This is a genomic window from Pseudarthrobacter sp. 1C304 (genome assembly GCF_052245515.1).
GTDB lineage: Bacteria > Actinomycetota > Actinomycetes > Actinomycetales > Micrococcaceae > Arthrobacter.
Genome location: NZ_JBQQCH010000009.1, coordinates 55,229 through 79,798, shown reverse-complemented (window position 1 = coordinate 79,798; position 24,570 = coordinate 55,229). Strand labels below are relative to the sequence as shown.

General features: G+C 69.1%; 29 protein-coding genes and 1 riboswitch. Of the genes, 12 read left to right on the top strand and 17 right to left on the bottom strand.

Annotated features, from left to right (window positions below; genetic code table 11):
* Positions 1–29: 29 nt before the first annotated feature.
* Positions 30–647, top strand: coding sequence for a class I SAM-dependent methyltransferase (locus ACTWQD_RS15605; protein ID WP_443197037.1), 618 nt, complete (start codon positions 30–32; stop codon positions 645–647).
* A gap of 121 nt (positions 648–768) precedes the next feature.
* Positions 769–2,019: an MFS transporter gene (locus ACTWQD_RS15600; protein WP_443197134.1), complete on the top strand. Its 1,251-nt coding sequence runs from the start codon at positions 769–771 to the stop codon at positions 2,017–2,019.
* Between the two features lie 27 nt (positions 2,020–2,046).
* Here the strand turns inward: ACTWQD_RS15600 and lhgO are convergent, their stop codons facing one another.
* Positions 2,047–3,252 carry an L-2-hydroxyglutarate oxidase gene (gene lhgO, locus ACTWQD_RS15595; RefSeq protein WP_443197036.1) on the bottom strand — a complete coding sequence of 402 codons (1,206 nt, stop codon included), beginning with the start codon at positions 3,250–3,252 and terminating at the stop codon, positions 2,047–2,049.
* A gap of 144 nt (positions 3,253–3,396) precedes the next feature.
* Here lhgO and ACTWQD_RS15590 point away from each other — a divergent pair, with 144 nt between their 5' ends.
* The gene (locus ACTWQD_RS15590) at positions 3,397–4,890 is read left to right on the top strand and encodes an MFS transporter (RefSeq protein WP_443197035.1); all 1,494 of its coding nucleotides are present in this window, start codon (positions 3,397–3,399) and stop codon (positions 4,888–4,890) included.
* Positions 4,891–4,912: 22 nt separating this feature from the next.
* Here ACTWQD_RS15590 and ACTWQD_RS15585 read toward each other — a convergent pair whose 3' ends face one another.
* Both ACTWQD_RS15585 and ACTWQD_RS15580 read right to left on the bottom strand, forming a co-directional pair.
* Positions 4,913–6,397, bottom strand: a complete 1,485-nt coding sequence (locus tag ACTWQD_RS15585) for an amino acid permease (RefSeq protein ID WP_443197034.1) — start codon at positions 6,395–6,397, stop codon at positions 4,913–4,915.
* 419 nt (positions 6,398–6,816) lie between these two features.
* A complete protein-coding gene (locus ACTWQD_RS15580; RefSeq protein ID WP_443197033.1) occupies positions 6,817–7,482 on the bottom strand; it encodes an SAM-dependent methyltransferase in 666 nt (221 codons plus the stop codon).
* Between the two features lie 213 nt (positions 7,483–7,695).
* On the opposite strand from ACTWQD_RS15580, the gene ACTWQD_RS15575 reads away from it, so the two are divergent.
* Together ACTWQD_RS15575 and ACTWQD_RS15570 are read left to right on the top strand one after the other, a co-directional pair.
* Positions 7,696–8,043, top strand: a complete 348-nt coding sequence (locus ACTWQD_RS15575; protein ID WP_443197032.1) for a hypothetical protein — start codon at positions 7,696–7,698, stop codon at positions 8,041–8,043.
* A gap of 344 nt (positions 8,044–8,387) precedes the next feature.
* Entirely contained in the window at positions 8,388–10,280 is a 1,893-nt protein-coding gene (locus ACTWQD_RS15570; protein WP_443197031.1) for a DEAD/DEAH box helicase, read from the top strand.
* A gap of 93 nt (positions 10,281–10,373) precedes the next feature.
* Here ACTWQD_RS15570 and ACTWQD_RS15565 read toward each other — a convergent pair whose 3' ends face one another.
* The 5 genes from ACTWQD_RS15565 to ACTWQD_RS15545 form a co-directional block, all read right to left on the bottom strand.
* Complete coding sequence (locus ACTWQD_RS15565) at positions 10,374–11,024, bottom strand: MBL fold metallo-hydrolase (protein ID WP_443197030.1); 651 nt, start codon at positions 11,022–11,024, stop codon at positions 10,374–10,376.
* Positions 11,025–11,045: 21 nt separating this feature from the next.
* Positions 11,046–12,056 carry an aldo/keto reductase gene (locus ACTWQD_RS15560; RefSeq protein WP_443197029.1) on the bottom strand — a complete coding sequence of 337 codons (1,011 nt, stop codon included), beginning with the start codon at positions 12,054–12,056 and terminating at the stop codon, positions 11,046–11,048.
* Between the two features lie 132 nt (positions 12,057–12,188).
* Positions 12,189–12,581 (bottom strand): DMT family transporter, encoded by a 393-nt coding sequence (locus ACTWQD_RS15555; protein WP_443197028.1) that lies wholly within the window; start codon positions 12,579–12,581, stop codon positions 12,189–12,191.
* Between the two features lie 2 nt (positions 12,582–12,583).
* Positions 12,584–12,907 carry a DMT family transporter gene (locus ACTWQD_RS15550; RefSeq protein WP_443197027.1) on the bottom strand — a complete coding sequence of 108 codons (324 nt, stop codon included), beginning with the start codon at positions 12,905–12,907 and terminating at the stop codon, positions 12,584–12,586.
* A gap of 9 nt (positions 12,908–12,916) precedes the next feature.
* Positions 12,917–12,983: riboswitch (guanidine-III (ykkC-III) riboswitch) on the bottom strand.
* Between the two features lie 160 nt (positions 12,984–13,143).
* Positions 13,144–13,731 (bottom strand): HutD/Ves family protein, encoded by a 588-nt coding sequence (locus ACTWQD_RS15545; RefSeq protein WP_443197026.1) that lies wholly within the window; start codon positions 13,729–13,731, stop codon positions 13,144–13,146.
* Between the two features lie 107 nt (positions 13,732–13,838).
* Between ACTWQD_RS15545 and ACTWQD_RS15540 the strand changes: the two genes are divergently transcribed.
* The 3 genes from ACTWQD_RS15540 (at position 13,839) to ACTWQD_RS15530 (ending at position 16,015) form a co-directional block, all read left to right on the top strand.
* The gene (locus tag ACTWQD_RS15540; protein WP_443197025.1) at positions 13,839–14,450 is read left to right on the top strand and encodes a phosphoribosylanthranilate isomerase; all 612 of its coding nucleotides are present in this window, start codon (positions 13,839–13,841) and stop codon (positions 14,448–14,450) included.
* 99 nt (positions 14,451–14,549) lie between these two features.
* Positions 14,550–15,224 (top strand): TM2 domain-containing protein, encoded by a 675-nt coding sequence (locus ACTWQD_RS15535; RefSeq protein ID WP_443197024.1) that lies wholly within the window; start codon positions 14,550–14,552, stop codon positions 15,222–15,224.
* Between the two features lie 263 nt (positions 15,225–15,487).
* Positions 15,488–16,015, top strand: coding sequence for an SRPBCC family protein (locus ACTWQD_RS15530; protein WP_443197023.1), 528 nt, complete (start codon positions 15,488–15,490; stop codon positions 16,013–16,015).
* Between the two features lie 107 nt (positions 16,016–16,122).
* Here the strand turns inward: ACTWQD_RS15530 and ACTWQD_RS15525 are convergent, their stop codons facing one another.
* Positions 16,123–16,572: a hypothetical protein gene (locus tag ACTWQD_RS15525; RefSeq protein WP_443197022.1), complete on the bottom strand. Its 450-nt coding sequence runs from the start codon at positions 16,570–16,572 to the stop codon at positions 16,123–16,125.
* Positions 16,573–16,699: 127 nt separating this feature from the next.
* On the opposite strand from ACTWQD_RS15525, the gene ACTWQD_RS15520 reads away from it, so the two are divergent.
* Positions 16,700–17,737 carry an LLM class flavin-dependent oxidoreductase gene (locus ACTWQD_RS15520; RefSeq protein WP_443197021.1) on the top strand — a complete coding sequence of 346 codons (1,038 nt, stop codon included), beginning with the start codon at positions 16,700–16,702 and terminating at the stop codon, positions 17,735–17,737.
* 168 nt (positions 17,738–17,905) lie between these two features.
* Positions 17,906–18,451, top strand: coding sequence for a YceI family protein (locus ACTWQD_RS15515; RefSeq protein WP_443197020.1), 546 nt, complete (start codon positions 17,906–17,908; stop codon positions 18,449–18,451).
* 69 nt (positions 18,452–18,520) lie between these two features.
* Here the strand turns inward: ACTWQD_RS15515 and fmdA are convergent, their stop codons facing one another.
* The 7 genes from fmdA to ACTWQD_RS15480 form a co-directional block, all read right to left on the bottom strand.
* Positions 18,521–19,777 (bottom strand): formamidase, encoded by a 1,257-nt coding sequence (gene fmdA / locus ACTWQD_RS15510; RefSeq protein WP_443197019.1) that lies wholly within the window; start codon positions 19,775–19,777, stop codon positions 18,521–18,523.
* A 36-nt stretch (positions 19,778–19,813) separates the two neighbouring features.
* Complete coding sequence (locus ACTWQD_RS15505; protein WP_082699430.1) at positions 19,814–20,101, bottom strand: FmdB family zinc ribbon protein; 288 nt, start codon at positions 20,099–20,101, stop codon at positions 19,814–19,816.
* 30 nt (positions 20,102–20,131) lie between these two features.
* Positions 20,132–20,734: an AmiS/UreI family transporter gene (locus ACTWQD_RS15500; RefSeq protein WP_443197018.1), complete on the bottom strand. Its 603-nt coding sequence runs from the start codon at positions 20,732–20,734 to the stop codon at positions 20,132–20,134.
* A gap of 227 nt (positions 20,735–20,961) precedes the next feature.
* Positions 20,962–21,330 carry a fluoride efflux transporter CrcB gene (gene crcB / locus ACTWQD_RS15495; RefSeq protein WP_443197017.1) on the bottom strand — a complete coding sequence of 123 codons (369 nt, stop codon included), beginning with the start codon at positions 21,328–21,330 and terminating at the stop codon, positions 20,962–20,964.
* Positions 21,327–21,875 carry a fluoride efflux transporter FluC gene (locus ACTWQD_RS15490; protein ID WP_443197016.1) on the bottom strand — a complete coding sequence of 183 codons (549 nt, stop codon included), beginning with the start codon at positions 21,873–21,875 and terminating at the stop codon, positions 21,327–21,329. The genes crcB and ACTWQD_RS15490 overlap by 4 nt, the downstream gene beginning before the upstream one ends.
* Before the next feature lie 59 nt (positions 21,876–21,934).
* Positions 21,935–22,330 carry a hypothetical protein gene (locus tag ACTWQD_RS15485; RefSeq protein WP_443197015.1) on the bottom strand — a complete coding sequence of 132 codons (396 nt, stop codon included), beginning with the start codon at positions 22,328–22,330 and terminating at the stop codon, positions 21,935–21,937.
* Between the two features lie 19 nt (positions 22,331–22,349).
* On the bottom strand, positions 22,350–22,508 hold the full coding sequence (locus ACTWQD_RS15480) for a hypothetical protein (RefSeq protein ID WP_443197014.1): 159 nt from the start codon (positions 22,506–22,508) through the stop codon (positions 22,350–22,352).
* Between the two features lie 131 nt (positions 22,509–22,639).
* Between ACTWQD_RS15480 and ACTWQD_RS15475 the strand changes: the two genes are divergently transcribed.
* Together ACTWQD_RS15475 and ACTWQD_RS15470 are read left to right on the top strand one after the other, a co-directional pair.
* On the top strand, positions 22,640–23,050 hold the full coding sequence (locus tag ACTWQD_RS15475) for a YccF domain-containing protein (RefSeq protein WP_443197013.1): 411 nt from the start codon (positions 22,640–22,642) through the stop codon (positions 23,048–23,050).
* A gap of 22 nt (positions 23,051–23,072) precedes the next feature.
* Entirely contained in the window at positions 23,073–23,576 is a 504-nt protein-coding gene (locus ACTWQD_RS15470) for an SRPBCC family protein (RefSeq protein ID WP_443197012.1), read from the top strand.
* A gap of 114 nt (positions 23,577–23,690) precedes the next feature.
* Here the strand turns inward: ACTWQD_RS15470 and ACTWQD_RS15465 are convergent, their stop codons facing one another.
* Positions 23,691–24,560 (bottom strand): DUF4031 domain-containing protein, encoded by an 870-nt coding sequence (locus ACTWQD_RS15465; RefSeq protein WP_443197011.1) that lies wholly within the window; start codon positions 24,558–24,560, stop codon positions 23,691–23,693.
* Positions 24,561–24,570 lie beyond the last annotated feature (10 nt).

The window sequence follows — 24,570 nt, the reverse complement described above, 5'->3', positions numbered from 1 at the left end:
CTGTCCGGGGGCCGTGGCAGACTGTGCGCATGACCGACGCAATACGCGAATACTGGGACGCCCAGGCGAAGGATTTTGACCGGGAAGCCGACCACGGCCTGCGCGATCCGGCCGTCCGGCAGGCCTGGGCGGACCTGATCCTGCCGCTCATTCCCGGGCCCGTCAGCGACGTCGCGGATCTGGGCTGCGGGACCGGCAGCCTGTCCCTCCTGCTGGCGGAGGCCGGCCACCGCGTCCGGGGTCTGGACCTCTCCGCCCGGATGGTGGAAACCGCGCAGGCCAAAGCGGCCCGGGCTGCCGCCGCCGGCAGGTTGCCGCTCCCGACGGCGGTTGAGTTCCGGCAGGGTGACGCCTCGGAACCGCCGTTTCCACCGGGATGCTGCGACGTGGTGCTGGCCCGGCACGTGGTGTGGGCGCTTCCGGATCCTGACGCGGCGCTGGGACGCTGGACACAGCTCCTGCGCGGGACCGGGACCATTGTCCTGGTCGAAGGGCTGTGGGGTACCGGCGCCGGGATACCCGCAAAGGAGTGCCGGGACCTGGTGCTCCGGCACCGCCGGCACGCCGACGTCGTGCCGTTGACGGACCCGGCGCTGTGGGGAAAGGCGGTCAGTGACGAACGGTACCTGATCCTTAGCCGGAGCTGAGCGGACCGCCCGGGGTGGCGCCGGCGGGGGCTGTTGACAACGTCCGCGGCGCGCGGCCTGCCAGAATGGGTCCGTGACTGTACCGAAGAGCTCCCAGGACTCCACCGTCGGCGGCCTCAAGATCGAGGATGGCCGGGGCCTGCTGGTGGACGCCGAAATCGACGACGTCCCCGCGGCGGAACCCACCCGCGTCGCCGGCCGCCGCGCCCTGGCCTACCTGGGTGTCTGCCTGGTCCTGATCGGGCTGAACCTCCGCACCGTATTCTCCAGTTTCTCCGCGGTGCTTCCCGAGGTGACGGCCGACGCCGGACTGCCGGGCTGGGCGGTGGTGGTCCTCACCACCGTGCCGGTGACCCTGCTGGGGGTCTTCGCGCCGCTGGCACCCGTGCTGGCCCGCCGGTTCGGCGCCGAGCGCGTCCTGCTGGGCGCCATGGCCGTCCTGACCGCGGGGCTGCTGCTGCGCCCCCTGGAAGCGGGGGACGCGGGGCATCTCCCCGCCCTGCTGGCCGGGACGGCGGCGTGCGGCGCCGCGATCTCGCTCTGCAACGTGCTGCTGCCCGGTTTGGTGAAACGCGACTTTCCGCACCGGCTGGGACTCATGGGCGGCCTCTACACCACGGCGATCTGCGCCTCCGCGGCCCTCGGAGCCGGATTCACGTATCCCGTCTTTGCCGCGACGGGGGACTGGACCGCGGCGCTGCGGTTCTGGGCGCTGCCCGCCGGCGTCGTCCTCCTGCTGTTCCTGCCGGTGGCCATCCGGCAGCGCCACGGCCGCCAGCACGTGCTGCACGGCGGCGTGAACGTGTGGCGCTCGGCCATCGCCTGGCAGGTGACCATCTTTATGGTGCTGCAGGCCATGATGTCCTTCAGCGTCTTCGCCTGGCTGGTGCCGATCCTGCGCGAACGCGGCGTGGACGGCGGCACGGCCGGACTGATCGTCTCCGTCTCGATCGTGCTGCAGATGCTGGGGTCCCTTTTTGCCCCGGCGCTCGCCACCCGGTTCCGGGACCAGCGCGGCATCAATACCGTGGTGGCGCTGATGACCGGCGCCGGCTTCGCGCTGAGCATCTTCGGTCCGCTGCAACTCATCTGGCTGTGGACCGGACTGCTGGGCCTGGGCCAGGGCAGCCTGACCGCCGTCGCGCTGACCATGATCATGGTCCGCACCCGGGACGGGCACACCGCCGCGCACCTGTCCGGCATGATGCAGGGCGTGGGCTACGGGGTGGGCTCCACCGGAACCCTGATGGTGGGGCAGCTGCACCAGGCCACGGGGTCCTTCGCGGCGGCCGGGGTGCTCTTCCTCGCCGTCGGATCCCTGGCCGCGGTGTTCGGCTACCGCGCCGGGCGTGACCGCTACGTCGGCGGCTGACCCCGGAAACGCTGCACTCCGGGTGCCCTACGGCCGCCGGACGTTCAGGTACCGGTACACCAAGTGGTCGGCGATGGCCAGGCACGACGTCGCCGCCGGTGAGGGCGCATTGCGCAGCAGCGTCACGGGTCCCACCTGGTCCACGGCGAAGTCGTCCAGCAGCGACCCGTCGCGGCCCCAGGCCTGCGCCCGGACGCCCGCCGCCGTCTTCGCCGTGAGGTCCGCCATGGCGAGTTCCGGGATGAAGCGCCTGGCCTTGCGGTAATAGAGGGTCTTGACCAGTGAGGCGCTGATCTCCTCCACCCCCATCCGCCAGTGCCTCTTCGCCAGCGGCCAGGCCCCGGGCCACCGCAGCGACTCCCAGGTGTCCTTCGCCGACACCGCACGCCACCCGTAGCCCTCGCGGGCGAGCGCCGGAACGGCGTTGGGGCCCACGTGCACGTCGCCGTACACGCCGCGGGTGAAATGCACGCCCAGGAACGGGAACCGCGGGTCCGGGACCGGATAGATCATGCCCCGCACCAGGTCCGTCCGCTCCGGGCTGAGCGACCAGTATTCGCCCCGGAACGGAAGGATCTTCGGTGCGGGATCGGCGCCCACCAGGCGCGCAACGACGTCGGACTGCAGGCCGGCGCAGGCGATCACCCGGTCGAAGACGTGCTCCGACCCCACCGCCACCACCCGCACGGTGCTCCCCGCCACGGCCATCGACACCACCTCCTGCCCCAGCAGGATGGTCCCGCCGGCGGCCCGGACGTCCTGGGCCAGGGCTTCGGTGATCGCCGCGAAATCGACGACGGCGGTGTGCGGCGAATGGACCGCGGCCACACCGGCCACGTGCGGTTCAATCTCCCGGAGCCGCGCGGCGCCGTCGAGCCGGGCCAGGCCGGGAACCCCGTTCGCCCGGGACCGCCGTTCGATCTCCGCCAGGGCAGGGAGCTCGGACTCGTCGACGGCGACCACCAGCTTGCCGGCCTCCCGGTAGGGCAGGTTCTTTTGCTGGCAGAAGTCCCGGAGGGCAACACGTCCGGCAACGCACAGGCGCGCCTTCAGGGACCCTTCCGCGTAGTAGAGACCCGCGTGGACGACGCCGGAGTTGTGGCCGGTCTGGTGGGCGGCCAGCCGGTGCTCCTTCTCGAAAACGGTGACCTCGCCGATCCCGGCCTGGGCCAGCGCACGCGCCAGCGCGATCCCCACAATCCCGCCACCAATGATGCCGATCCGTTCAGTCACGTCTTTGTGTCCTCTCGCAGTCTTTGCCGCCGCGGTCTTCCCGGAAGTATAGAACCGCACGGCGTGGGTGCGCCCGGCCGCCGCCTGTGGCATGCTTCCCCTACAGCCACCACCCCTCCAAGAACTATCGATCAGGCCATTCCCTTGCCCCGTACCGCCCCCGCCGCGACCCTCGAATCCGCCGGCATCTTCCACCGCAACTACGTCCTGGTGACACTCGGCGCCTGCGCCCTGGTGTTCCTGGCCGCGTTCGAATCGCTGGCCGTCACCACCATCATGCCGGTGGTCAGCCGTGAGCTGGATGGCGCCGCCCTGTACGCCCTGGCGTTCGCCGGCCCGCTGGCCACCGGTGTCATCGGGATGGTGGCCGCGGGCAGCTGGTCCGACCGGCGCGGCCCGGTGGGGCCGCTGTACGCGTCCGTGGCCATGTTTGTGCTGGGCCTGCTGGTCGCGGGGACGGCCGAGACCATGCCGGCCCTCGTGGCGGGACGGCTGGTACAGGGCCTGGGCGGCGGGGCCATGACGGTGGCGCTGTATGTGGTGATCGCCCGGGTCTATCCGGCCGTGCTGCATCCGAAGATCTTTGCCGCGTTTTCCGCGGCCTGGGTGATTCCCTCGCTGGTGGGCCCCTTTGCCGCAGGAGTCGTGGCTCAGCTGCTCAGCTGGCACTGGGTGTTTCTGGGGGTGGTGGGCCTGGTGGTGCCGGCCCTGCTGATGATCGTCCCGGCCCTGCGCGGGCTGCACGGAACCCCCGACGGCGGAAACGGCGCCAGCGGGAAAAGTGCTGGTGGGAACGGCGACGGCGGGACTCGCGACAACGGGAACGGTGCCGACGGAGCCAGCGACGAAAGAAACACTGCCGCGCCGGGGGACATGTCCACCCCTGCGCCGCGGAAAACCTCGGCCGCCGGCCGGCTGGTCTGGGCTGCGCTCGCGGCGCTCGCGGTGCTTGGCCTGAACCTTTCCGCCCGGCTTCCGGTGGCTGGCGGGCTCGTGGCGGTGGCCGCCGTCGTGGTGGCCCTCCTTGCCGTGCGCCCGCTGGTGCCGAGGGGGACCCTGACGGCCCGCCGGGGCCTTCCCAGCGTCATTCTGACGCGCGGGCTGGCCGCTGCAGCGTTCTTCGGCGCCGAGGTGTATCTGCCGTACCTCCTGGTGGAGCGGTATTCCTTCTCGCCCACCTTCGCCGGGCTGGCACTCACGGGCGGTGCGGTCGCCTGGGCCGCCGGCTCCGCGGTGCAGGGCCGGCTGGGGCCGCGGCTGGATCACCGCCGCGCGGTCCGGACCGGGGCGGCCCTGGTCCTGGCCGCCGTCGTCCTGGTGCTCGTGACCACGCTGCTGAGCTGGCCGGCCGCCGTCGCGATTGCCGCGTGGGTCCTCGCCGGGGCCGGCATGGGACTGATGTATGCGCGCCTGAGCGTCATGACCCTGGCCCTGTCCACCAGGGACAACGAGGGGTTCAACAGCTCGGCGATGTCCATCTCCGATTCCCTGGGCGGGGCGCTGTCGCTCGCCACCACGGGAATCATCTTTGCGGCGTTCGCGACGGCGGCGGCGTCCTTCGCCGGTGTCTTCGCCCTGACGGTGCTGATCGGCGTCGCGGCGGTGGCGGTGGCTCCGCGGGTGGCCGGGCGCCGGTGAGGACCGGCGCCCGGCGTCATGGTCAGCGCGCTGCGGTGACCGTCCCGGCGTCGCGCACTGCCTTCCACTCCGCAATCCGCGCCTGCTGCAGCGGCGTCTGGCGGTTGAAGTACCAGGCCCCGCCGAGGAGCAGGAACCAGAGCGGCGCCACCAGCAGCGCCAGCCGGGTGTCGTCGGCCTGGCCCAGCGCCACCAGCATAAAACCGAAGAACCCGAGCACCACGTAGGGCATAAAGCCCGAACCCGGCATCTTGAACTTCGACGCCGCGTGCAGCTCGGGCCGGCGGCGGCGGAACACGATGTAGCTGACCAGGATCATGGACCACACGAACATGGTCAGCACCGAGGCCACCGACGTGACGATGGTGAAGGCGCCGATCACCGAGTCGCCGGAGTAGAGCAGCACCAGCCCGGCCAGCAGGAAGATGCAGGAGAACAGCAGGGCGTTCTGCGGGACCTTGCGGATGCTCAGCTTGCCGAAGGCCTTCGGGGCGTTGCCGTCCTGGGCCAGGCCGTAGACCATGCGCGAGGTGGAGTAGATGCCGGAGTTGGCGCTGGAGGCCGCGGACGTCAGCACCACCAGGTTGATGACCACCGCGGCGATGCCGAGCCCGGCGAGGGTGAACATGCCGATGAACGGGCTGCTGCCGGGATCGATGCTGCGCCACGGGTTGACCGCCATGATGACCACCAGGGCGCCCACGTAGAACAGCAGCACCCGGATGGGGATGGAGTTGATGGCCCGGGGCAGGTTCTTTTCCGGGTTCTTGGTTTCAGCTGCTGCCGTGCCCACCAGCTCGATGCCGGCGAACGCGAAGATGGCGATCTGGAAGCCGAGAATGAAGCCGAACATGCCGTGCGGGAACATGCCGCCGTCGTTCCAGATGTTGGACAGGCTGGCCACCGCGCCGCTGGGGGAGGTGAAGTGTGTGGCGATCATGACGATGCCCGTGGCGATGAGGGCGAGGATGGCCACCACCTTGATGATGGCGAACCAGAATTCCGCCTCGCCAAAGGCCTTGACCGTGGGGAGGTTCAGCAGGATCAGCACCACCGGGGTGATGAGGGCCGGGATCCACAGCGGTGTGCCGGGGGCCAGCTTGTCCACGTACCCGGCGATCGCGACGATGTCGGCCACGCCGGTGACCACCCAGAAGAACCAGTAGGACCAGCCCGTGAAAAAGCCCGCCCAGGGGCCCAGCAGATCGCCAGCGAAGTCGCTGAAGGACTTGTAGCTGAGGTTCGAAAGCAGGAGTTCGCCCATGGCCCGCATGACGAAGAACAGCATGAAGCCGATGATCATGTAGACGAAGATGACGGACGGACCGGCCAGGGAGATGGTTTTGCCGGAGCCCATGAACAGGCCGGTGCCGATGGCGCCGCCGATGGCCAGCAGCTGGATGTGGCGGTTGCCCAGGGCCCGGGCGAGGTGCGGTTCCTGGCCGTGGCTGCTGGCGGTGGACTCTGGTGCAGTGTTCGGGACAGCCGTGGTGGAGCGTTCAGACATGAGGCTTCTTCCTTGTTTCGGGCGGCCCGCCGGAGGAGATTTCAGCGGCCCGCACGGTTCCGTCGCAGGTGTGACGGAGCTAACACTTGGTGGGTGGTTTAAGCGTAGGGGCGGGATCCGGGCGGATTCGCGGCGGCGGATCCGGGCGGGCGGGTGGCACGCGGCGCCCCTGGGGCGGGCGCGGCCCCGCCGCTGCGCGGGCAGCCGCCCTTGTCGGGCCCGCCCGGCGCGCCTTCCGAAGTTCGACACTTGTCGAGCATCCGCGGCCCAGTTGTCGCCCTGTGTCCCATGTCATACATCAAAGCCTGCGGGGGCGTTCCGCAAAGTCGACGGAGGCGTGCGGGGTCGCCGGAACGTTCCGGCGATCCCGCACACTTCCGGCGCGTTCGACGGCGGACGGGATGCTGCAGGTGCCGGGCTCAGTGGGCGGCGAGGCGGGTGGCGCGCAGTACGGCGTCCGTCAGGGCGGCAGCCTCGCCGTCGGGCCCGGTGGCGCTGCGGTGCCGGGTGTCGACGACGTCGAGCCGCCATTCGGGTGCTTCGATCCCGAGCCCGGCGGCCAGCTGTTCCGCCGTGTAGAACCGCTCAGTCCCGTGGTCGTGATGCTTCCCCCACGGCGGCAGCCCCTCGGGGTGGTGGCCCACGATCAGCAGCGTTCCGCCGGTCCGCACCGCGGCGGCGGCCACCTGCAGCGCCTGCTGCCAGGGCATCACGGTGGAATGCAGGAACTGGGCCGTGACCAGATCGAAGAGCTCGCCGGGCACCCACGTGGCCAGATCCTGCTGTACCCACGTGACGTTCCCGCCCTGGCCCCGTTCCTCCGCATGCGCCTTGGCCCGTTCCAGGGCGACGGCGGAGACGTCGACGGCGGTGACCGTCCAGCCGCGGCTGGCGAGCCAGATGGCGTCGGCGCCCTCGCCGCAGCCCAGGTCAAGGGCTGTCCCGGGCGGCAGCGGCGCGGCCTCGGCGATCAGTTGCGGATTCGGCTGGCCGCTCCAGACCCGGTCCCGGCTTCGGTACATGTCGTCCCACATCTGGGCTGCGCCGTCGTCGCTGCCGGGCTCGGGGTGTGTCTGCTCAGTCATGGATGTCCTCGCCGGTGGTGGGGGTTGGGTTCCCTCATCATTGCAGGGCCCGGCGGTCGGCGACAGGCGCACGGCGTCAGGCGCCCGGCGGCTTCCAAAATTGACACACGACGATCACTCCGCCGAAACGCCCTTGAAACCTCGGTAGGGGAGGCTGGGGCCGGAGGCCGGAATGACGCTGGGGTGGATCCGGGTCCACGGAAGGAGCAGGCCATGACGGTAGACGTTGGGCAGCAGGTGCAATCGTGTGAGGAGCTGTTGGTGGGGGACCCGATCGAGGCGTGGCACAACGGGAAACTCTTCCACCGGGGCAAAGTCATCCGCACGGTGGCGGACACTGACCTGTTCTGGATCCTGGACGAGCGGACCGGCACCAGGCGGCTGATCGACGCCGAGGTCCTGGTGGTCCGGCGGGTCCCGGTCGCGGCGGCAGCGGCCGGCGCGGGGGCCGCCGGCCAGGCCGGGGCGCTGCCCGCTAATCAGCCCGCGCCGGCGGCGCTGCGGCCCGGTTCCCCGGCGTCGCACGTACCGCTGTTCCAGGCACCCGCGCTGCTGCCCTGAGCCTGCGGAATCGGCCCTGGCCTCGCCGGATGATAGACTGGAGGAACTTGATGTGCAGTGATGCCCACTTTTCGGTTCAAATTGGCCGGTCTTGAATGACCGGTCCGGTTCATCAACCGGTTCCCCTGCTGGATTCCTTCGGGAATGTCCTTAGGGAGTGGGATTTTTTCATGTGAGAGGCACATCCTGCGTCGATGAACGCGTTCTATTTGGTCCCGGCCGCCACTGCCGCAAGGTTGGTAACGGCCCGGTTGATCACCTGACTTTTCTTCGGCGAACCCCTGGACCAACCGGCTCGGGGGCCGATGTCTGCACGGACACCGCCTGAAAGACCTTTGAAACTTATGACTACTTTTGCTGCCCTCGGCACGCCCAAGGCCCTCGCCGACACCCTCACCGCCCAGGGAATCGTTGAACCGTTCCCCATCCAGGTCAAGACCCTCCCGGACACCCTGGCCGGACGCGACGTCCTGGGCCGCGGCCGCACCGGCTCCGGCAAGACCATCGCGTTCGCCATCCCGCTCGTGGCACGGCTCGCTGAGCGCGAAGCCGCGCATTTCCGCAAGCCCGGCCGGCCCATGGGCCTGGTCCTCGCTCCGACCCGCGAGCTCGCCACCCAGATCAACGCCACCATCGAGCCGCTGGCCAAGGCCGCAGGCCTGACCACCACCGTGATTTACGGCGGCATCTCCCAGGCGCGCCAGGAGAAGGCCCTGCGCGCCGGCGTCGACATCGTCATCGCCTGCCCCGGCCGCCTGGAGGACCTGATCCGCCAGCGCATCCTGACCCTTGAGGCCGTCGAGATCACCGTCCTGGACGAGGCCGACCACATGGCTGACCTCGGCTTCCTGCCGGTGGTCAAGAAGCTCATGGACATGACCCCCAGCCGGGGCCAGCGCCTGCTGTTCTCCGCCACCCTGGACAACGGCGTGGACAAGATCGTCCAGCGCTACCTGTCCAACCCGCTGACCCACTCCGTGGACGATCCGCAGGCCGCGGTGACCACCATGGAGCACCACGTCCTGGTGGTCAACGACCAGACCGTCAAGAAGCAGCTGATCGTCGAGCTCGCCTCGGGCGCCGGCCGCCGCGTGCTCTTCATGCGCACCAAGCACCACGCCCGCAAGCTGGCCAAGACCCTCACCGACGCCGGTATCCCCGCCGTCGACCTGCACGGCAACCTGTCGCAGAACGCCCGTGACCGGAACCTCGCCGAGTTCTCCTCCGGCGACGTCCGCGTCCTGGTCGCCACCGACGTGGCCGCCCGCGGCGTCCACGTGGACGACGTCGAGCTGGTCATCCACGTTGATCCCCCCACGGAGCACAAGGCTTACCTGCACCGCTCCGGCCGTACGGCCCGCGCCGGTTCCGACGGCACCGTGGTGACGCTGACCCTTCCGGAGCAGCAGTCAGACGTCAAGAAGCTGATGAAGGCTGCCGGCGTCGAGGTCAACTTCGAGCGCGTCACCGCCAACTCGCCGCTGGTCGCCGAACTGGTGGGCGAAATGGCCGACAAGATCGATCCGCGCACCCGCGCCGCACTGCTGGCCGCCAAGTTCAACCAGGGCGGCGGCACCTCCACCGGTGCCAACGCCGAACGCAAGCGCGCCCGCCGCCAGGCTGCGCCCACCGCGGGCGGCCGGGGCGGACGCGGCGGACGCGGACGGGTTTCCACCGAGGCTCCCCGCACCGACCTTCCGCGTGCCGAGCGCCGCGCCGCCGCCTACGAAGGCCAGGCTGCAGCCCGCAGCGCAGCCGACCGCCTCGCGGAGCAGAACCAGGACAAGGCCGACGCCGAGCGCGCCGAGCGGCGCAACGCCCGGGGCCGCGGCCGCTCTACCGCCTACGCGCACCACAACGATGTTCCGTCCGCCGGCGGCCGCGCCGCGGCCGGCCGTGGCTCCGACGGCCGCGCAGCAGAAGGACGCAGCGACGCCCGGGGCGCCTCGGCTCCCCGCAGCGGCGCACCCCGGTCCGGTGGACCCCGCAGCGGTGCACCCCGCACGGGCGGAGCCACCGGCGGCCAGCGCGGCGGACGTCCGGCGACGGGCCAGCGTGCCGCAGCCGGCGCCAAGAGCGGCGGCAGCGCACCGGTCTGGTCCTCGAACACCGGGGGCACCTCGGGCGGATCCTACGCAGGCGGCGGCAACGGCCGTTCCGGCGAAGGCCGTCCGGCCCGCGGCAGCGGACCCCGCCGTGCGTCGGCTCCGGCGTCGAACGAACGCCGCGGCTGCTAAGTCCCCGGTTTTCCGCTACGCAAACGGACGGCCGCTACGGGAATCCCCGCAGCGGCCGTCTGAAAACGCAGCGCCCGTCCGACAGCGCGCGGCCTACCAGCCGCGGGCGCGCCACTCCTCCAGGTGCGGCCGCTCCGCGCCCAGGGTGGTGGGCTTGCCGTGGCCCGGGTGCACCACGGTGTCATCCGGATAGACATCGAACAGCCGCTCGGTCACGTCGCTGAGCAGCTGGGCGAACCGGTCCGGGTCCTTCTGCGTGTTGCCCACCCCGCCCGGGAACAGCGAGTCGCCGGAGAAGATGTGCGCCGGGCCCTCCGGGTCCTGGTACACCAGCGCGATCGAACCCGGGGTGTGGCCGCGCAGGTGCACTGCCGTCACGTCGAAGCCGTCGAAGTTGCCGACGTCCCCGTGATCCAGCAGCACATCCACCGGCACCGGCAGTTCCGGGGCGTCGTCCGTCCCGGCCGCTGTCTTCACGCCGGTGGCTTCCACCAGGGCCGGCAGCGCGCGGACGTGGTCCCAGTGCTGGTGGGTGGTGGCAATCAGCGCCAGCTTCAGCGTCGCGGACGTATCCGCGGCGGCGTCGGCCAGCAGCTCCTGGATGGCGGCTAGATCATCGGCCGCATCGATCAAGAGCTGCGCACCGGAGGCTTTGGCGGTGAGCAGATAAACGTTGTTGTCCATCTCGCTGACCGAAATCCGGCGGATGGTGATGTTCCGTAACGAGTGAATAAGCGAGTCCATGGGCTTCAGTCTACGGACGGGCTATTCACGGCCCTGGGACACCCACCGCGGGTCCGCGGACCGGGAGCCGACGACGGCGTCCGCCGCGGCGTCGAGCTTCTCCAGCTGCGCCGTGGTGAAGCCGAGGGCCAAAGCGCCAAGGTTTTCGTCGATCCGGGCCGCCTTGCGGGTGCCGGGGATGGGGACCACGGGCAGTCCAAGCTTCCGGCCCTGCGCCAGCAGCCAGGCCAGGGCCACCTGGGCGGGAGTTGCAGCCTGCCCGGACCCGGAAAGTTCAGCCGCGACGGACTGCACGGCCGCCACCACTGCCTGGTTGGCGTCCAGCGCCGCCTCGGCGAAACGCGGGATGTTGCGGCGGAAGTCGTTGCTTCCCAGCTTCGACGCGTCCACGGTGCCGGTGAGGAATCCCCGGCCCAGCGGCGAGTAGGGCACGAATCCCACCCCCAGCTCGGCCGCGGCAGGAACCACGTTGCGTTCCACATCGCGGCTCCAGATGGACCATTCGCTCTGGACTGCGGCGATCGGGTGGACACTGCTGGCTTCGCGCAGCTCCTCGGCCGTCACTTCAGACAGGCCAAGGTGCCGCACCTTGCCGGCCTGCACCAGCCCCGCCATGGCCTCCACGGTTTCCACTATCGGAACGCGGAGGTCACGGCGGTGCATGTAGTACAGGTCAATGGTGTCGGTGCCCAGCCGCTGCAGGCTCCGGTCCGCGGCCTGCCGCACATAGTCCGCGTCGCCGCGGATGTCTGAGTAACCGGTGGCCGGGGTGCCCACCAGGCCGAACTTGGTGGCCAGCTGTACCTCGCCGCGGCGATCCGCCAGGAGCTTGGCGATCAGCTCCTCGTTGCTGCCCCCGCCGTAGATGTCCGCTGTGTCGATGAAGCTGACGCCGGCATCCACCGCGTGGTGCAGGGTCCGCAGGGCCTCGGCCGGGTCCACTTCGCCGTACACCGGGGTCAGGGCCATGCCGCCAAAACCGAGGGGACTGACTTCCAGACCGTCGCCGAGCCGGACTGTCGCTGCATTCATGGGGTCTCCATTCGCCGTTTTTAGCCCCAACCCCGGTCCGCTCCGGGGTATTCCAACGCTCCTGCCCAGTTGCTTCCCGCGAGCGGGCCGCCGCCACGGCGTGTCGCCCCGGATCACCCGTCCGGGCGCGGACTAACTGGGCGGGAGCGCCGGGGACGCCTCGGATTTCCCGGCCGGCAGCAGTTTCAGCCCGGCCGCGCAGCCCACAATCCCGGCGATGAACAGCAGTTTGAGTGGGCTGGCAGGTTCGACGCCGGTCGCCATCGCCCAGCCCACCGTCAGCGCCGCGCCGATCCCCACCCAGACGGCGTAGGCCGTGCCGAGCGGGATGGTTTTGACGGCAAGTCCCAGCCCCACCATGCTCAGGGTGGCGGTGACCGCAAAGACCAGGGTGGGGAGGGGGCGGCTGAAGCCGTCGGAGAGGCCCAGGGCCGTGGCCCAGACCGCTTCCAGCACGGCGGACGCGAGCAGGATGATCCACGCCAGGGTGGCGGCCGGTGCCTTGGGGGTGCGGTTCGGAGCCATGGCTATGCCACCAGCTTCAGGCCGGCCACGCACACCACGATGCCGCCGAGCAGCAGGATCCGCGCCGCCGTCGGAGGCTCGACTTTGGTGGCCATGGCATAGGCGGAGGTCAGCACCACGCCGACGCCCACCCAGACGGCATAGGCGGTGCCCGTGGGGATGGACTGCATGGCGATCGCGAGCCCGCCGGTGCTGGCCAGCACGGAGACAAGGAAAACGGCGGCCGGGGCGATCCGGCGGCGGCCGGTGGCCTGCGCGGTCCGGTGCAGGGCTGCGGCCCAGACGGCTTCCAACGAGCCGGAAAGAATAAGAATTAACCACGACATGACTGCTCCTGTGGCCAGTCTTGTCGCGTGCCGGGTACTGAACCGTCGTCCGGAGGCCCGCCAGAAGGGGCCTTCATTCCAGCTTAGCAACGCCCCGGCGGAGGGTCGAACCCGCGGGCCGGAGGGCGCGCGCCAGCGCAATCATTATCCCGCGGCCGGTGAGGGGGCGGCGCTGCTCCAGATGCGGAGCGGGCGGCCCACCGGGTAGGAGCTCCCGCTGCTGCTCCCGATCGTGATCAGTCCCCGACGGGGTCGATCGACACGACGGCCAGGAATCCGCGTCCCAGGATCTCCGGGGTGCCGGCATCCGAACCCACCACGGCGTCATAGCGCTCCAGCGCCGTCGGCTGGTCGTCGCCGCCGGTGCCCACGGTGGCCTGGCCCTGCAGCAGGATCCCCAGCTGTCCCTCGAATACCGGGTGCGCCCGCTTCTTGGAGAGTTCGACGATGGAGGTGTATCCCTTGAACACGCCGGTGCGGGTGATGACGTTGAGGTCCCGGATGTTGCCGGTGGGCAGCGCGCCGGCGGCAGCGGCGTCGCCGGAGAACCGGTAGGGGCGGTACTTTTCGAGCGGGTGCTCGGCGCCGTCGACGGTCAGCAGCAGCAGCTCACCCTCCACCACGGTGAGGACGCGGTCCATGCCGGGGTACGCCGAGAAGTCGCCCGCTTTGGACACCTCGGCGATGCTCACCCGCCAGTCCCAGCCGCCGTCCGTCCCGGCCTGCGGGGAGGCGGAGCCGGGGTGGACGGCCACTTCGCGGGTCACCCCGCCGCCGTTACGCCAGGGTTGGGCTTTCAGCGCGGCGTACCGGATGATTTCCATCCCTCCACCCTATCCGCCCGCGTCATGCGGGGGACCGTGATGGGCCAGCATGCCGCCGTCCTTGCTACGGTCGGAGGTAACAACATGGACTTTGCGGAAGGAGCCGGATGTTCGTCAAGGTGTGCGGACTCAGCACCCCGGAGTCGGTCCGGACCGCCGCGGAAGCCGGGGCGGACGCCGTCGGGTTCGTCCTGACCAGCAGCCCGCGCGAAGTGACGGCGGCGCAGGCACGGGAACTCCTGGCCCACGTCCCGGCCGGGCTTCCCGCCGTCGGCGTCTTCCGGCACGAGGCCGCGGCGGACGCCGTCGAGCTGGCCCGCGAGGCCGGGCTGGGCTGGGTGCAGCTCCACGGCGACCGTACGCCGGCGGACGTGCGCACCGTGCACGACGCCGGCCTGCGGCTGATCCGGGCCGTCACCATGTCCGCCGCGCCAGACGCGTTCGCGGACTGGGGTGAGGACCTGCTCCTGATCGACGCGGCCGTTCCCGGCTCCGGCGAGGCCTGGGACTACGCCTCGGTCCGCGCCAAGGGCCTGGCCGGGCGCACCTGGCTCCTGGCCGGCGGCCTCGATCCGGCCAACGTGGCCGGCGCCGCCGCGCAGGCCGGCGCCTGGGGCGTGGACGTCTCCTCCGGTGTCGAGTCCTCCCGCGGGGTCAAGGACCTGGCCAGGATCCGGGACTTCGTGGCGGCGGCCAAGTCCCCGGCGGGGCAGCTCTGAACCGAAGGCTGATCCGGCGGCCTGAGCCCAGCCTGCGGCGCTGCACTGGTGCCGAAAGACCGTAGACGTCCCGCGCCTGGCTGCTCGAGAATCAGAAATGTGACTCCGCCCGGGCAGCATGGCCTGTTCTTCGAAGGTGAGCTGCCGCCGCTGCGCTCCCTGCGCACGGCGTGGCTGCTGGCATTGTTCCTGGGCTTCACCGGCGCGGACCGGTTCTACCTCCGCCAGCCCGTCTCCGGCACCCTGAAGCTGCTGACGCTCGGCGGACTGGGGATCTGGTGGCTCCTGGACCTGTTCCGGATCACCAAAGAATACGCCGCCGACGGTGCATCCATGCCGTTGGCCGGGACGAACGCCCTGCGCCGAGGCCTGCGCGTCGCCTCGGCCGTCCTGGCCGCCGCCCTCGGGGGAGCCCTGACCGGCGTCAGTGCGGTCCCCGTCACCGGGGCTGTCGCCGCCGTGATGGCATTGCTGGATCCGGTCCCGCCGCTGGCGAAAGAGTGGGTCACCGTCGCGGAATCCTCCGGCACGAAGACCCAGGCTTCGCTCGTGACCCTCACCGGCCGGGTCCACCTCGAGTACACGTTCCCCGGGCCGGCCATCGCTTACCTCCAGCCCGCAGAAGGACCAGCCATCACTGCGCTGTCCGTGGGCCAGACCGGCGGCACCGGGGCAGTCGGCGTCACCTTGGACCCCGGGACGTACACGCTGATAGTGAGCGCCACCGGAACCGCGTGGACGCTGACGGCCCAGGAATTCCGGATCCCCGGATAGTGCCGGCCGGCGAGCTGCCCAGCTGCCCGGGGCCGTTGACCGACAGTGGGTTCCCCTGGGCCACGCACTGGTGGATCGCCGTGTTGTCGGCGGGAATCATCTTGCCCGGATGAGGTCCGCGCCCCGGTGCGGCCCGAGAATGATCGTAGTCACCAGTGGCAGATCCACCTCTCGCACCCTCTTTCGGAAGGAAGCCTCCTAATGTCGAGACGTTGCGCGATCCGGAGCCAAGGCCCTTCCGGGCTCTGGAACCACCAGTCCCGATGAGTCCGACAGGAACGAAGGCAAAGTTCTGGCCCGGCAGGGGCATAAAATCCTATGAGTCCAGGGCCCTGATCGATGCCCGAAAAAGCACGGTATGGGACGTCATCACTGACGGCGGCAACTTCACCGTCTGGAACTCCGGGATTACTCACATTGACGGCGAACTGCGCCACGGCAGCACGATCAGAGTCCGTACCCGCACCGGCGGGAAGCGCACCTTCCGCTTACGGGTCAGGCAGGTACCGGGCGAAGTGATGACCTGGACCGGAGGCGTGCCCCTTGCTCTGGCCAGGAGCGTGCGCACCTTCACACTCACGCCCCACGGTGGGCAGACGCTCCTGCGCGTCAGGCAGGACTTTGCCGGCCCGCTGCCCGTCCTGCTTTGGAACGCCGTCCCCGATGTCGAGGCGGTCTTCGCCGAGTACCTCAGCGCCGTCAAGAAACGCGCCGAACTCCTCAGCCGGCACGAAGCCAGGATCCACGCGTCACCGCGCCTGCCCTGGGGGCCGGGCGAACGCGCGGCGTAGCGGAGAGCCCGCGACGGAGTGCCCGCGACAGCCCGCCTTGGCTCCGCAAGCGGGGGCCTGAGTCCGGGCCTGAGCGCCTCAGCCGGCCAGAAGCCCTGCGAACGCGTCTACGTTGGTTCCGGAAGTTTCGTGCGGATGTACGCGACGGCGCCTGCCGGGTCAGCGCACGAGACAAGCAGCCAGGCGCCGGCGGTCTGAATCCGGATCGTCGGGCCGCCTACCAGATAGCCGGTTCCTCCGCCGGGGAGTATCCGCAAGCCCATGCCCTCACGAAGGCCGGTGCTCGGACCGGTGGCGACGGTTGTGATCTCACGATAGGCGATTGTCGTGGAGAACAGCCCCGCAACCCGGACGGACAGGCCGGCATCCTCAAAGCGAATCCGCGCGCTCATGCGCAGCGCCGACACGAAGACCAGGGCCATCACCGGCCCCAGCCACACCTGGCCTGCCAGCGACAGCACCATGACAGCCACAAAACCCACGGCTGCCAGCAGTCCCTGGTACTTTGCTGGCATGCCGGTCCGCAGCTCCGGGCGCACGCTTTCTCCCCGCTTCATTCGGGCAGTCTTCCGGGTCTGCCTCCAGCGGGCAACATCGCGCGCCGCGTTGCTACCGGGCAATTCCGCACCCCGGGTAGCGCCTGAGCGCCGGAATGCTGCTGCTGCCTCGGGTGTTGGGCATGACATGAAGCGCATCGGATTCTTGTCCTTCGGGCACTGGGGACCCGGGGAGGGTTCCCGCACCCGGACCGCCCGCGACGCCCTGCTGCAGGGCATCGAACTGGCCGTCGCCGCCGAGGAACTGGGGGTGGACGGCGCGTTCTTCCGCGTGCATCACTTCGCCCGGCAACAGGCCTCTCCGTTCCCGCTCCTGTCCGCTGTTGCCGCCCGGACCAGCCGGATCGAAATGGGAACCGGCGTGATCGACATGCGCTACGAAAACCCGCTTTACATGGCCGAGGAAGCCGCCGCGACGGACCTGATCAGCGGCGGGCGGTTGCAGCTCGGGATCAGCCGGGGTTCACCCGAACCGGCCCGCGACGGCGCCGCCGTGTTCGGCCATGTGCCGGCCGACGGGGAAACCGCGGCGGACATGGCCCGGCGGCACACCTCCGTGTTCCGCCGCGCCATTTCGGGGGCCGGGATGGCGGAGGCGGAGCCGCGCTACGCGGGCGGCGGTTCCGGGCTGCTGCCTGTCCAGCCGCATTCACCGGGCCTCGGCGAACGGGTCTGGTGGGGCGCCGGGTCCCGTGCCACGGCCGTCTGGACCGCGGAACAGGGCATGAACCTGATGAGCTCCACGCTGCTCACCGAAGACACCGGCGTGCCCTTCGACCAGCTCCAAGCCGAGCAGATCAGCATGTTCCGGCAGGCGTGGGCCGACGCCGGCCACCAGCACCAGCCGCGCGTCTCGGTCAGCCGCAGCGTCCTGCCGATCGTCGACGACGAGGACCGGCGGTTCTTCGGACTGAGTGCCCTGCGGGAGAAACGCGACCAGGTGGGGGTGATCGACGGGCTGATGGCGCGCTTTGGCCGCAGCTACGTGGGCGCACCCGACGCCATTGCCAAGGACCTCGCCGCCGACGCCGCCGTCCGCGCCGCCGACACCCTGCTGCTCACCGTCCCCAACCAGCTGGGGGTCGACTTTAACGCCAAGCTGCTGGGCACCGTGGTCCGGCACATCGCCCCGGCCATCGGCTGGGCGCCGGCGGCGCGGGCGTAACCCGGCAGTTCCTCCCGACGGCGGGGTGCTCCCCACGGCGGGGTGCTGCCGCCGTCGGACGCGGGGAACCCTAGCCGGGCCGGGCGGGCGTGGCTAGCATGGCTCCTTGGGGGAGTGCCCCGAAAGACCCGGCGGGCCCGGTCCGCCATCCACGCGAAGGAGACCGTTGTGACCCTGCCCGAAGGTTTGACCCCAGGCATCTGGACGCTGGACATGTCCCACAGCGAGATCGGCTTCAGCGTCCGCCATGCAGGCATCAGCAAGGTCCGCGGCCGCTTCAACGAGGCCACGGCGGAGGCCCACGTCGGCAATTCCCTGGCCGAGTCCAGCCTGCATGCCAGCGTCAAGACCGCCAGCTTTGACTCCGGCGACGCCAACCGCGATGCCCACGTCCGCGGCGCGGACTTCTTCGACGTCGAGAAGTTCCCGGAGATGACCTTCCGCGCCACGGGCATCCGGGGCGACGGCGAGGACTACGTGCTGGCCGGCGACCTCACCATCCGCGGCGTCACCAAGCCGGTGGACCTCGAGGTCGAGTTCACCGGCGTCGCGGTGGACCCCTTCGGCGCCACCCGCGCCGGGTTCAGCGCGGAAGCCGAGATCAGCCGCAAGGAATTCGGCCTGACATGGAACGCCGCCCTCGAAGCCGGCGGGCTGCTGGTCAGCGACAAGGTCAAGATCAATGTTGACGCCGCCATGGTTAAGCAGGCGTAGTTACAGGAGCAGGCATCGGCCCGTCCAGCCCAAGGCTGGACGGGCCGCTGCCTGCGGTGACAGGTTGGCCTACCTGTTTCTTGCCATGGGCACCCCGATGCCTGGATCTATCTGATGGGGGCCCGCCGCGGATGGCCGGACGTCGAAGTCGAAGACAGCCGTCGGAATGTAGACCGTGGAACAGGAATTCGGGATGTCCACCACGCCGGACAGGCGTCCTTCGATGGGGACTGCACCCAGGATGATGTAGGCCTGCTCCCTGCTGTAGCCGAACTTGCTGAGGTAATCGATGGCGTGGAGGCAGGCCCGCTGGTAGGAAAGATGCGAGTCGAGGTAGCGCTGCTCGCCGTCAAGGGTTACGGACGTGCCGGAAAATGCCAGCCACTCACTGAACTGAGGGTCGACGTTACCGGGCATGAAAATGGCGTTCTCACTGACCCCGTAGGTTTCCATGCCGCCCTTGATGATCTCCACCCTGAGGTCGATGAATCCGCCCATCTCGATGGCACCGCAGAACGTGATCTCTCCATCGCCCTGCGAGAAGTGGAGGTCTCCCATGGAGAGGTTCGCTCCGTCCACGAACACGGGATAGAAAATGCGGGTGCCCTTGGACATGTTCTTGATGTCCTGGTTACCGCCGTTCTCACGCGGAGGTGCGGTCCTGGCCGCTTCCGCCGCCACCCGGTCAAAGTCCGAGGAGGGAAGGTGGCCGAGGACTGCATGCGCGGCCTCGGGAGGCAGCGCCAGCGGGGGTACCCTGTTCGGATTCGTCGCGATCAGGTCTCCTTCGCGTTTGTTCCATTTGGCGAGGAGCTGGGCGGAGGGGGCCGTGCCCATCAGCCCGGGGTGGATCAGGCCTGTGAAAGAGACACCGGGCACGTGACGGGATGTTGCGGTCTGCCCCGTGAAATCCCAGATGGCTTTGTAGGCGTCCGGGAACTGCTCGGTGAGGAAGCCTCCACCGTTGTTCGTGGCGAAAATGCCGGTGTATCCCCAGCCTTGCCCAGCGAGAGGACCGGAGTCTTCCTGGGGAATCGGGCCGACGTCCAGAATGTCGACTACCAGCAGGTCCCCGGGTTTGGCTCCTTCGACGGCGAAGGGCCCGCTCAGTTTGTGCACGGTCAACAGCGGCGCGTTGAGGATGTCCTCGGCGGAATCGTCGTTAACGATCGCCCCGTCGAACCATTCCCGGCAATCCACCCGGAAGGTATCTCCGGGTTTAATTGTCGCGACGGGCGGAATCTCAGGATGCCACCGGTTGTGCCCGATCTTTTCCTGGTCCTCAAATTTCTTGCTCGAGTCAAGGCTGAATATCTTCGCTGGCATTTCATCTCCTTGTTACTGGCGCCGTTTCCTGGTCGGTTAAGGACGCGGCAGCTTCTGGTGTAGCGGGTTGGATGAATACTGTTGGACGCGCCTGGGGGTGCCTGGGATCTGCGAGGTCACCACCTCAGGCTGATCGGCACTGCGATGGGTGGAGTCAATAAGCCGGAAGGCTGACGATCCGGTCTTGGACAGGTGCGGTGCGGTGAACAGTCGGCGCGACGGTTCACCGCAGGAGGGGCAGGGCATGGTGGCCGGGGCGTCCCCGATCGGGTGCGATGCTTCGAAGCGTGAATTTTCGGGGCATCGGTACTCGTAGATGGCCATGAAGCTCCTGACTTTGTTCGGAAGGCGAGATTAAGCGGCCGGTGCGACGCTCGCCGCCTGCCCGGGCTCTGCGCTGCTCCGCATCGACTTGCGGCCCAGGAAGTAGGCGCCCACCAGGGACGCGACGGCAAGGGCCGCGACCCAAACCGCGAGCGTGTTGTTGGTTTCGTAGCGGCCCAGGAGAAGGAGGAACGCGGGAATCGTGCCGGTGAGGTGGCTGATGAACACCGTGAACCACCCCGTCATCCTGGTAAGGGAGGACTTGTTCAGCCCCAGGAGCAGGAAGAACAGGGTCCAGAGGACAGCCCACACCCACCAGATGACGCCAAAAACGGGGTCGGCGGTAAGGGTGAACTGGAGGTACCCGATGACAACTGCGCAGACGGCGACGAACAGTGAAAACCATCCAAGGCCTTCACCGCTGATCCCTGTCATCTGCAGTATGCCCACATACAGATAGGTGAAACCGAAGAGGTAAAGTCCGGCGGCGCCGAAGATGACAGCGGGGTCGCCGTTGGACTGCAGGATGATGAGGGTGGGGAATACCACTTGCATGGTGCCCACCAGGAAATTCAGGATTGCGGCCGACTTGCCGGGGACGATGCCCAGCAGCATGAGGCCGTTGATAAACAATACTGCCCCTACGTAAAGCAAACCCACGCTGCCCATGTAAGCTCCATCGCCATACGGATAACTCGTGCATTAGCTGATTTCCCGTCCACCTGCGGACGGGAAGAACGCGGAATTCTAGGATGAAAGACACCCCAAGGCTAGTCGGCGCCCCATCAACCGACTAAGGACTTTCGACCTAGTTTGCCGCGCAGGGAAGCTCGTAGGACTGGCCGTGAAAGGTCAGATCTTCAAAGGGCGCTTCCCGCCAGCAGGCCCGCCAAGGCAGCCGCCACGGACAGGACCAGCGTGCCAAGTGCGTTGATAAGGGCAAGTCCGCCCCGCCGCGCCTGAATGAGACGGACGGTTTCGACATTGGCGGTGCTGAAGGTGGTGTAAGCGCCGAGGAAGCCCGTGCCGAGAATCGTCTGCAGTTCGGCCGGCACCCGGGCCATCAGCACCCCGCCTGTGAGCAGGCCGAGCAGGAACGAGCCGCTTACATTGATGATCATGGTGGACACCGGCAGGGGAGTGGGAAACCGCGGCCGCACCAGACTGTCAAGAATAAACCTTGCGGCGGCTCCGGCGGCTCCGGCAAGAATCATCAGGATTACGGTCACAGTCCCTCCTCGTCAAAATCGGGCCGTCTTGCCGGTTTCGGCGCCTCCCTCATGGAGCGGCGCCGGAGAGCACGCTGATGGAAGGCTGCACCGCACCAGATTCCGGACCAGCTGGCAAGGGTGCCCCCGAACAGACTCGCCGCCAGATAAACAGCGACGCCGGCGCCATTCCCGAGTGCCATCAGCCGGGTCATGTCGAGGGCCAGCGTGCTGTAGGTTGTGAAAGCGCCAAGGAAGCCCGTCCCGGCCACCAGCCGGACGACGCGCCGCGTCCCGGTGTCCGGTCCGCCCCGATGCAGTGCCTCCAGCAACACCCCAAGTGCCCAGGCCCCCGACAGGTTGACGGCCAGTGTGGCGATCGGCCATCCGGACGGGACATGCAGCGCCTGCTCCACACCGTACCGGGACAGCGCGCCGGCCCCTCCGCCCACCATCACAGCGGCGATGTAGGAAACTTTTAAACCATAATGGCCTAGAGCCATCCTGGACGGGGTTACGTGCCCGGTCCCGGGCCCATCTTCGGGGTTTAACATGCCGCTGCTCATCTGCCGTGACCTTTCTGTGGGTGAGTGGACCCAGAGTCGGCCAGCTGGCAGCTGACCATTTAGAAGAGCAGGAGGACAAAGCCGCCCACGGTGGAAAGGATCCCCACCCCGGTGAGGATCCAGCCCAGGGTCCAGGCGGCGTTGTCGTGCTTCGGCGGCGTGAGTCCCCAGCGGGACGGGTGGCACACGTCGTAGTAGAGATCGACGTCGGACCCCACCACCAGGCCCTGCGACTCGGCCGCCGGCAGCAGCGAGCGGTGGTCGGCGTCGTGGTGGTCCGTCCAGCTGTACCCGGTGAACCCGCCTGCGCTGATCACCTTGGCGGTGGTCCCGGTCCACTCGCAGTGCCGGCGCCGGACAATCCAGCCCCAGGCCAGCAACGGCAGCCCCAGGATAAAACCCACCCACGTCATCACTTCGAGAATGGGGCCCAGCAGGTCCACGAAGTTGGTCATCCGGACGTTCCGGGCAGCGTCAGCGGGAAATGCGCGAGCGGCGCAGGAAGTAGAAAATGCCGGCCCCCACCAGGACCAGAAGGCCCACGTAGAGCAGGAACTGCACGGCCTTCACCGCCGCGCCGAGGACCAGCAGGACAACGGCGACGATCAGGGCAATCTTCAGGAGTGCAGGCATGTACCCAGTATTGTGCCCTTTCCGGCGTTCGCAAAGCTCCCTGCCCGCGCGTGCGTCACGGGACATGATTCAGGAAATGTTCAGGGTGAACCCCTAGGCCGGATCGGGCCCCGGCGGGGGACAATGGAGCCATGAAGACACTGCTCAACCTCATCTGGCTGCTCTTTGGCGGGCTCTGGCTCGCAATCGGATATTTCGTGGCCGGCATCATCTGCTGCCTCCTGGTGGTGACCATCCCATGGGGCCTGGCGTCCTTCCGGATCGCGAACTACGCGCTCTGGCCGTTCGGGCGCACCGTGGTGGACCGGCCCGGGGGCACCGGCGTGTTTTCGCTGCTGGGGAACGTCATCTGGCTGCTGGTCGCGGGCATCTGGATCGCGATCGGCCATGTGGTGACCGCCTTCGCCATGGCCATCACCATCATCGGCATCCCCCTGGCCATCGCCAACCTCAAGCTCATCCCGGTCTCGCTGATGCCGCTGGGCAAGCAGATCGGGCCGAGCGACCGGCCGTTCGTGACCACCTACAAGGCCTACCGCTAGACCGCATCAGAGGAGGACCGCCATGTCCGAGCATGCCAGCGCCACATCGTCCGGCCCCGGCGGCGCCCCGCCGGCCGACGAGCTCATGCTGGTCATCACCCGCGAATTCCAGGCCCCCATAACCCGGGTGTGGTCCGCCCTCACCGACCCGGACCAGGCACCGGCGTGGTGGGGGCCGCGGGGATTCCACACGCCCCGGCAGAGCGTCGACTCGGATTTTGAGATCGGCGGCCTTTACCGGGCGTGCCTGGTCCAGGACAGCACGGGGGAGGAACACTGGTGGAGCGGCGTCCATACGGACATCGAGCCGCCCAACCTCCTCGTTTTCACCCACGCCTGGGACAAGGCCGACGGCACCCGCGGCTTTGAAACCGAGGTGACGTTCCAGCTGGACGAGATCGACGGCGGCACCCGGGTGACGTTTATCCAGGGCCCCTTCGACACGATCGACAACCGTGATGCCCACGGCGCGGGCTGGCGCGAGTCCTTCGACCGCCTCGCCGAGCACCTCCGCCGGAGCCCCTGACCCACCAGGCAACCCACCCCAAAGTAACGCGGGGTCACTCTGCGCCCATCCCGACGGTATTTATGGGCCGTGTGTGACCCCGCGTTGCTGTTCCGAGCGGGGTGTGGGGGCCGGTTATTCCAGCTCGCCCCGCAGGTTCCGCCGCGCCGCGTCCAGCCACAGCTCCCGGCCCCGCGGAGTGTGGAAGAGCGGCTCCAGCTGCAGCAGCTGGCGGACGACGGCGGCGCGTCCGGCGGCGAAGTCGCGGTCGCCGATGTGCGCGAAATCCTGCCGGACGGCGGCCAGGTACCGGGCGTAGGCGTCCTGGGTGCCGCCGAGCACGGAGAGATCGGCGTCGCTGAGCAGGGCGGCGGCCCCGTCGCCGGGGTCCGGCCGGTGGTCGGCCGTCATCCGCACCAGGCGGGCCACCTCATCCACCTCCGCCGCGGGAAGGCCGGCGCGGGCCAGCAGGTCCTCGGCCAGCCGCGCCGATTCCTCCTCGTCCTGGCCCGCGATCCCACGGTAGACGGCGTCGTGGAACCAGGCCGCGAGCAGCACCGTGCGGGGCGGCCCGGCAGGCTCCGTCAACAGGTCCAGGGCCTCCAGGACCGCGAGCAGGTGGGTGCGGCCGTGATAGTGCCGGTGTTCCTCGCCCCAGCGGTCCAGCAGGTCCAGGAACAGCGCGTCGTGTCCGGGCAGTGCGGCGTTCCAGCGGGTCAGCAGCGGGAGCTTCAGGGAATTGCTGCGCCGCCGGGCCGGGATCCGCAGGCCGCTGGCGAGCAGTTTGCGGACCAGGACCCGCCCCTCCACCGGAACGGCTCCGGCCGCAACCAGCGCACTGTACCGGGCTTCGGCGACGTCGTAATGGTCGCCGTCGAACGCCCGCTCGGGGATGCCGGCCGCGGCCGCGAAGCCGTGCAGTTCCGCCAGCGAGGTGTCCGAGATCAGGTGCGAGAAGTGCGTTCCGTGCGCCGGCCAGAGCGGAGGATCCAGGTAGAGGGCCATGGGGGAAGTC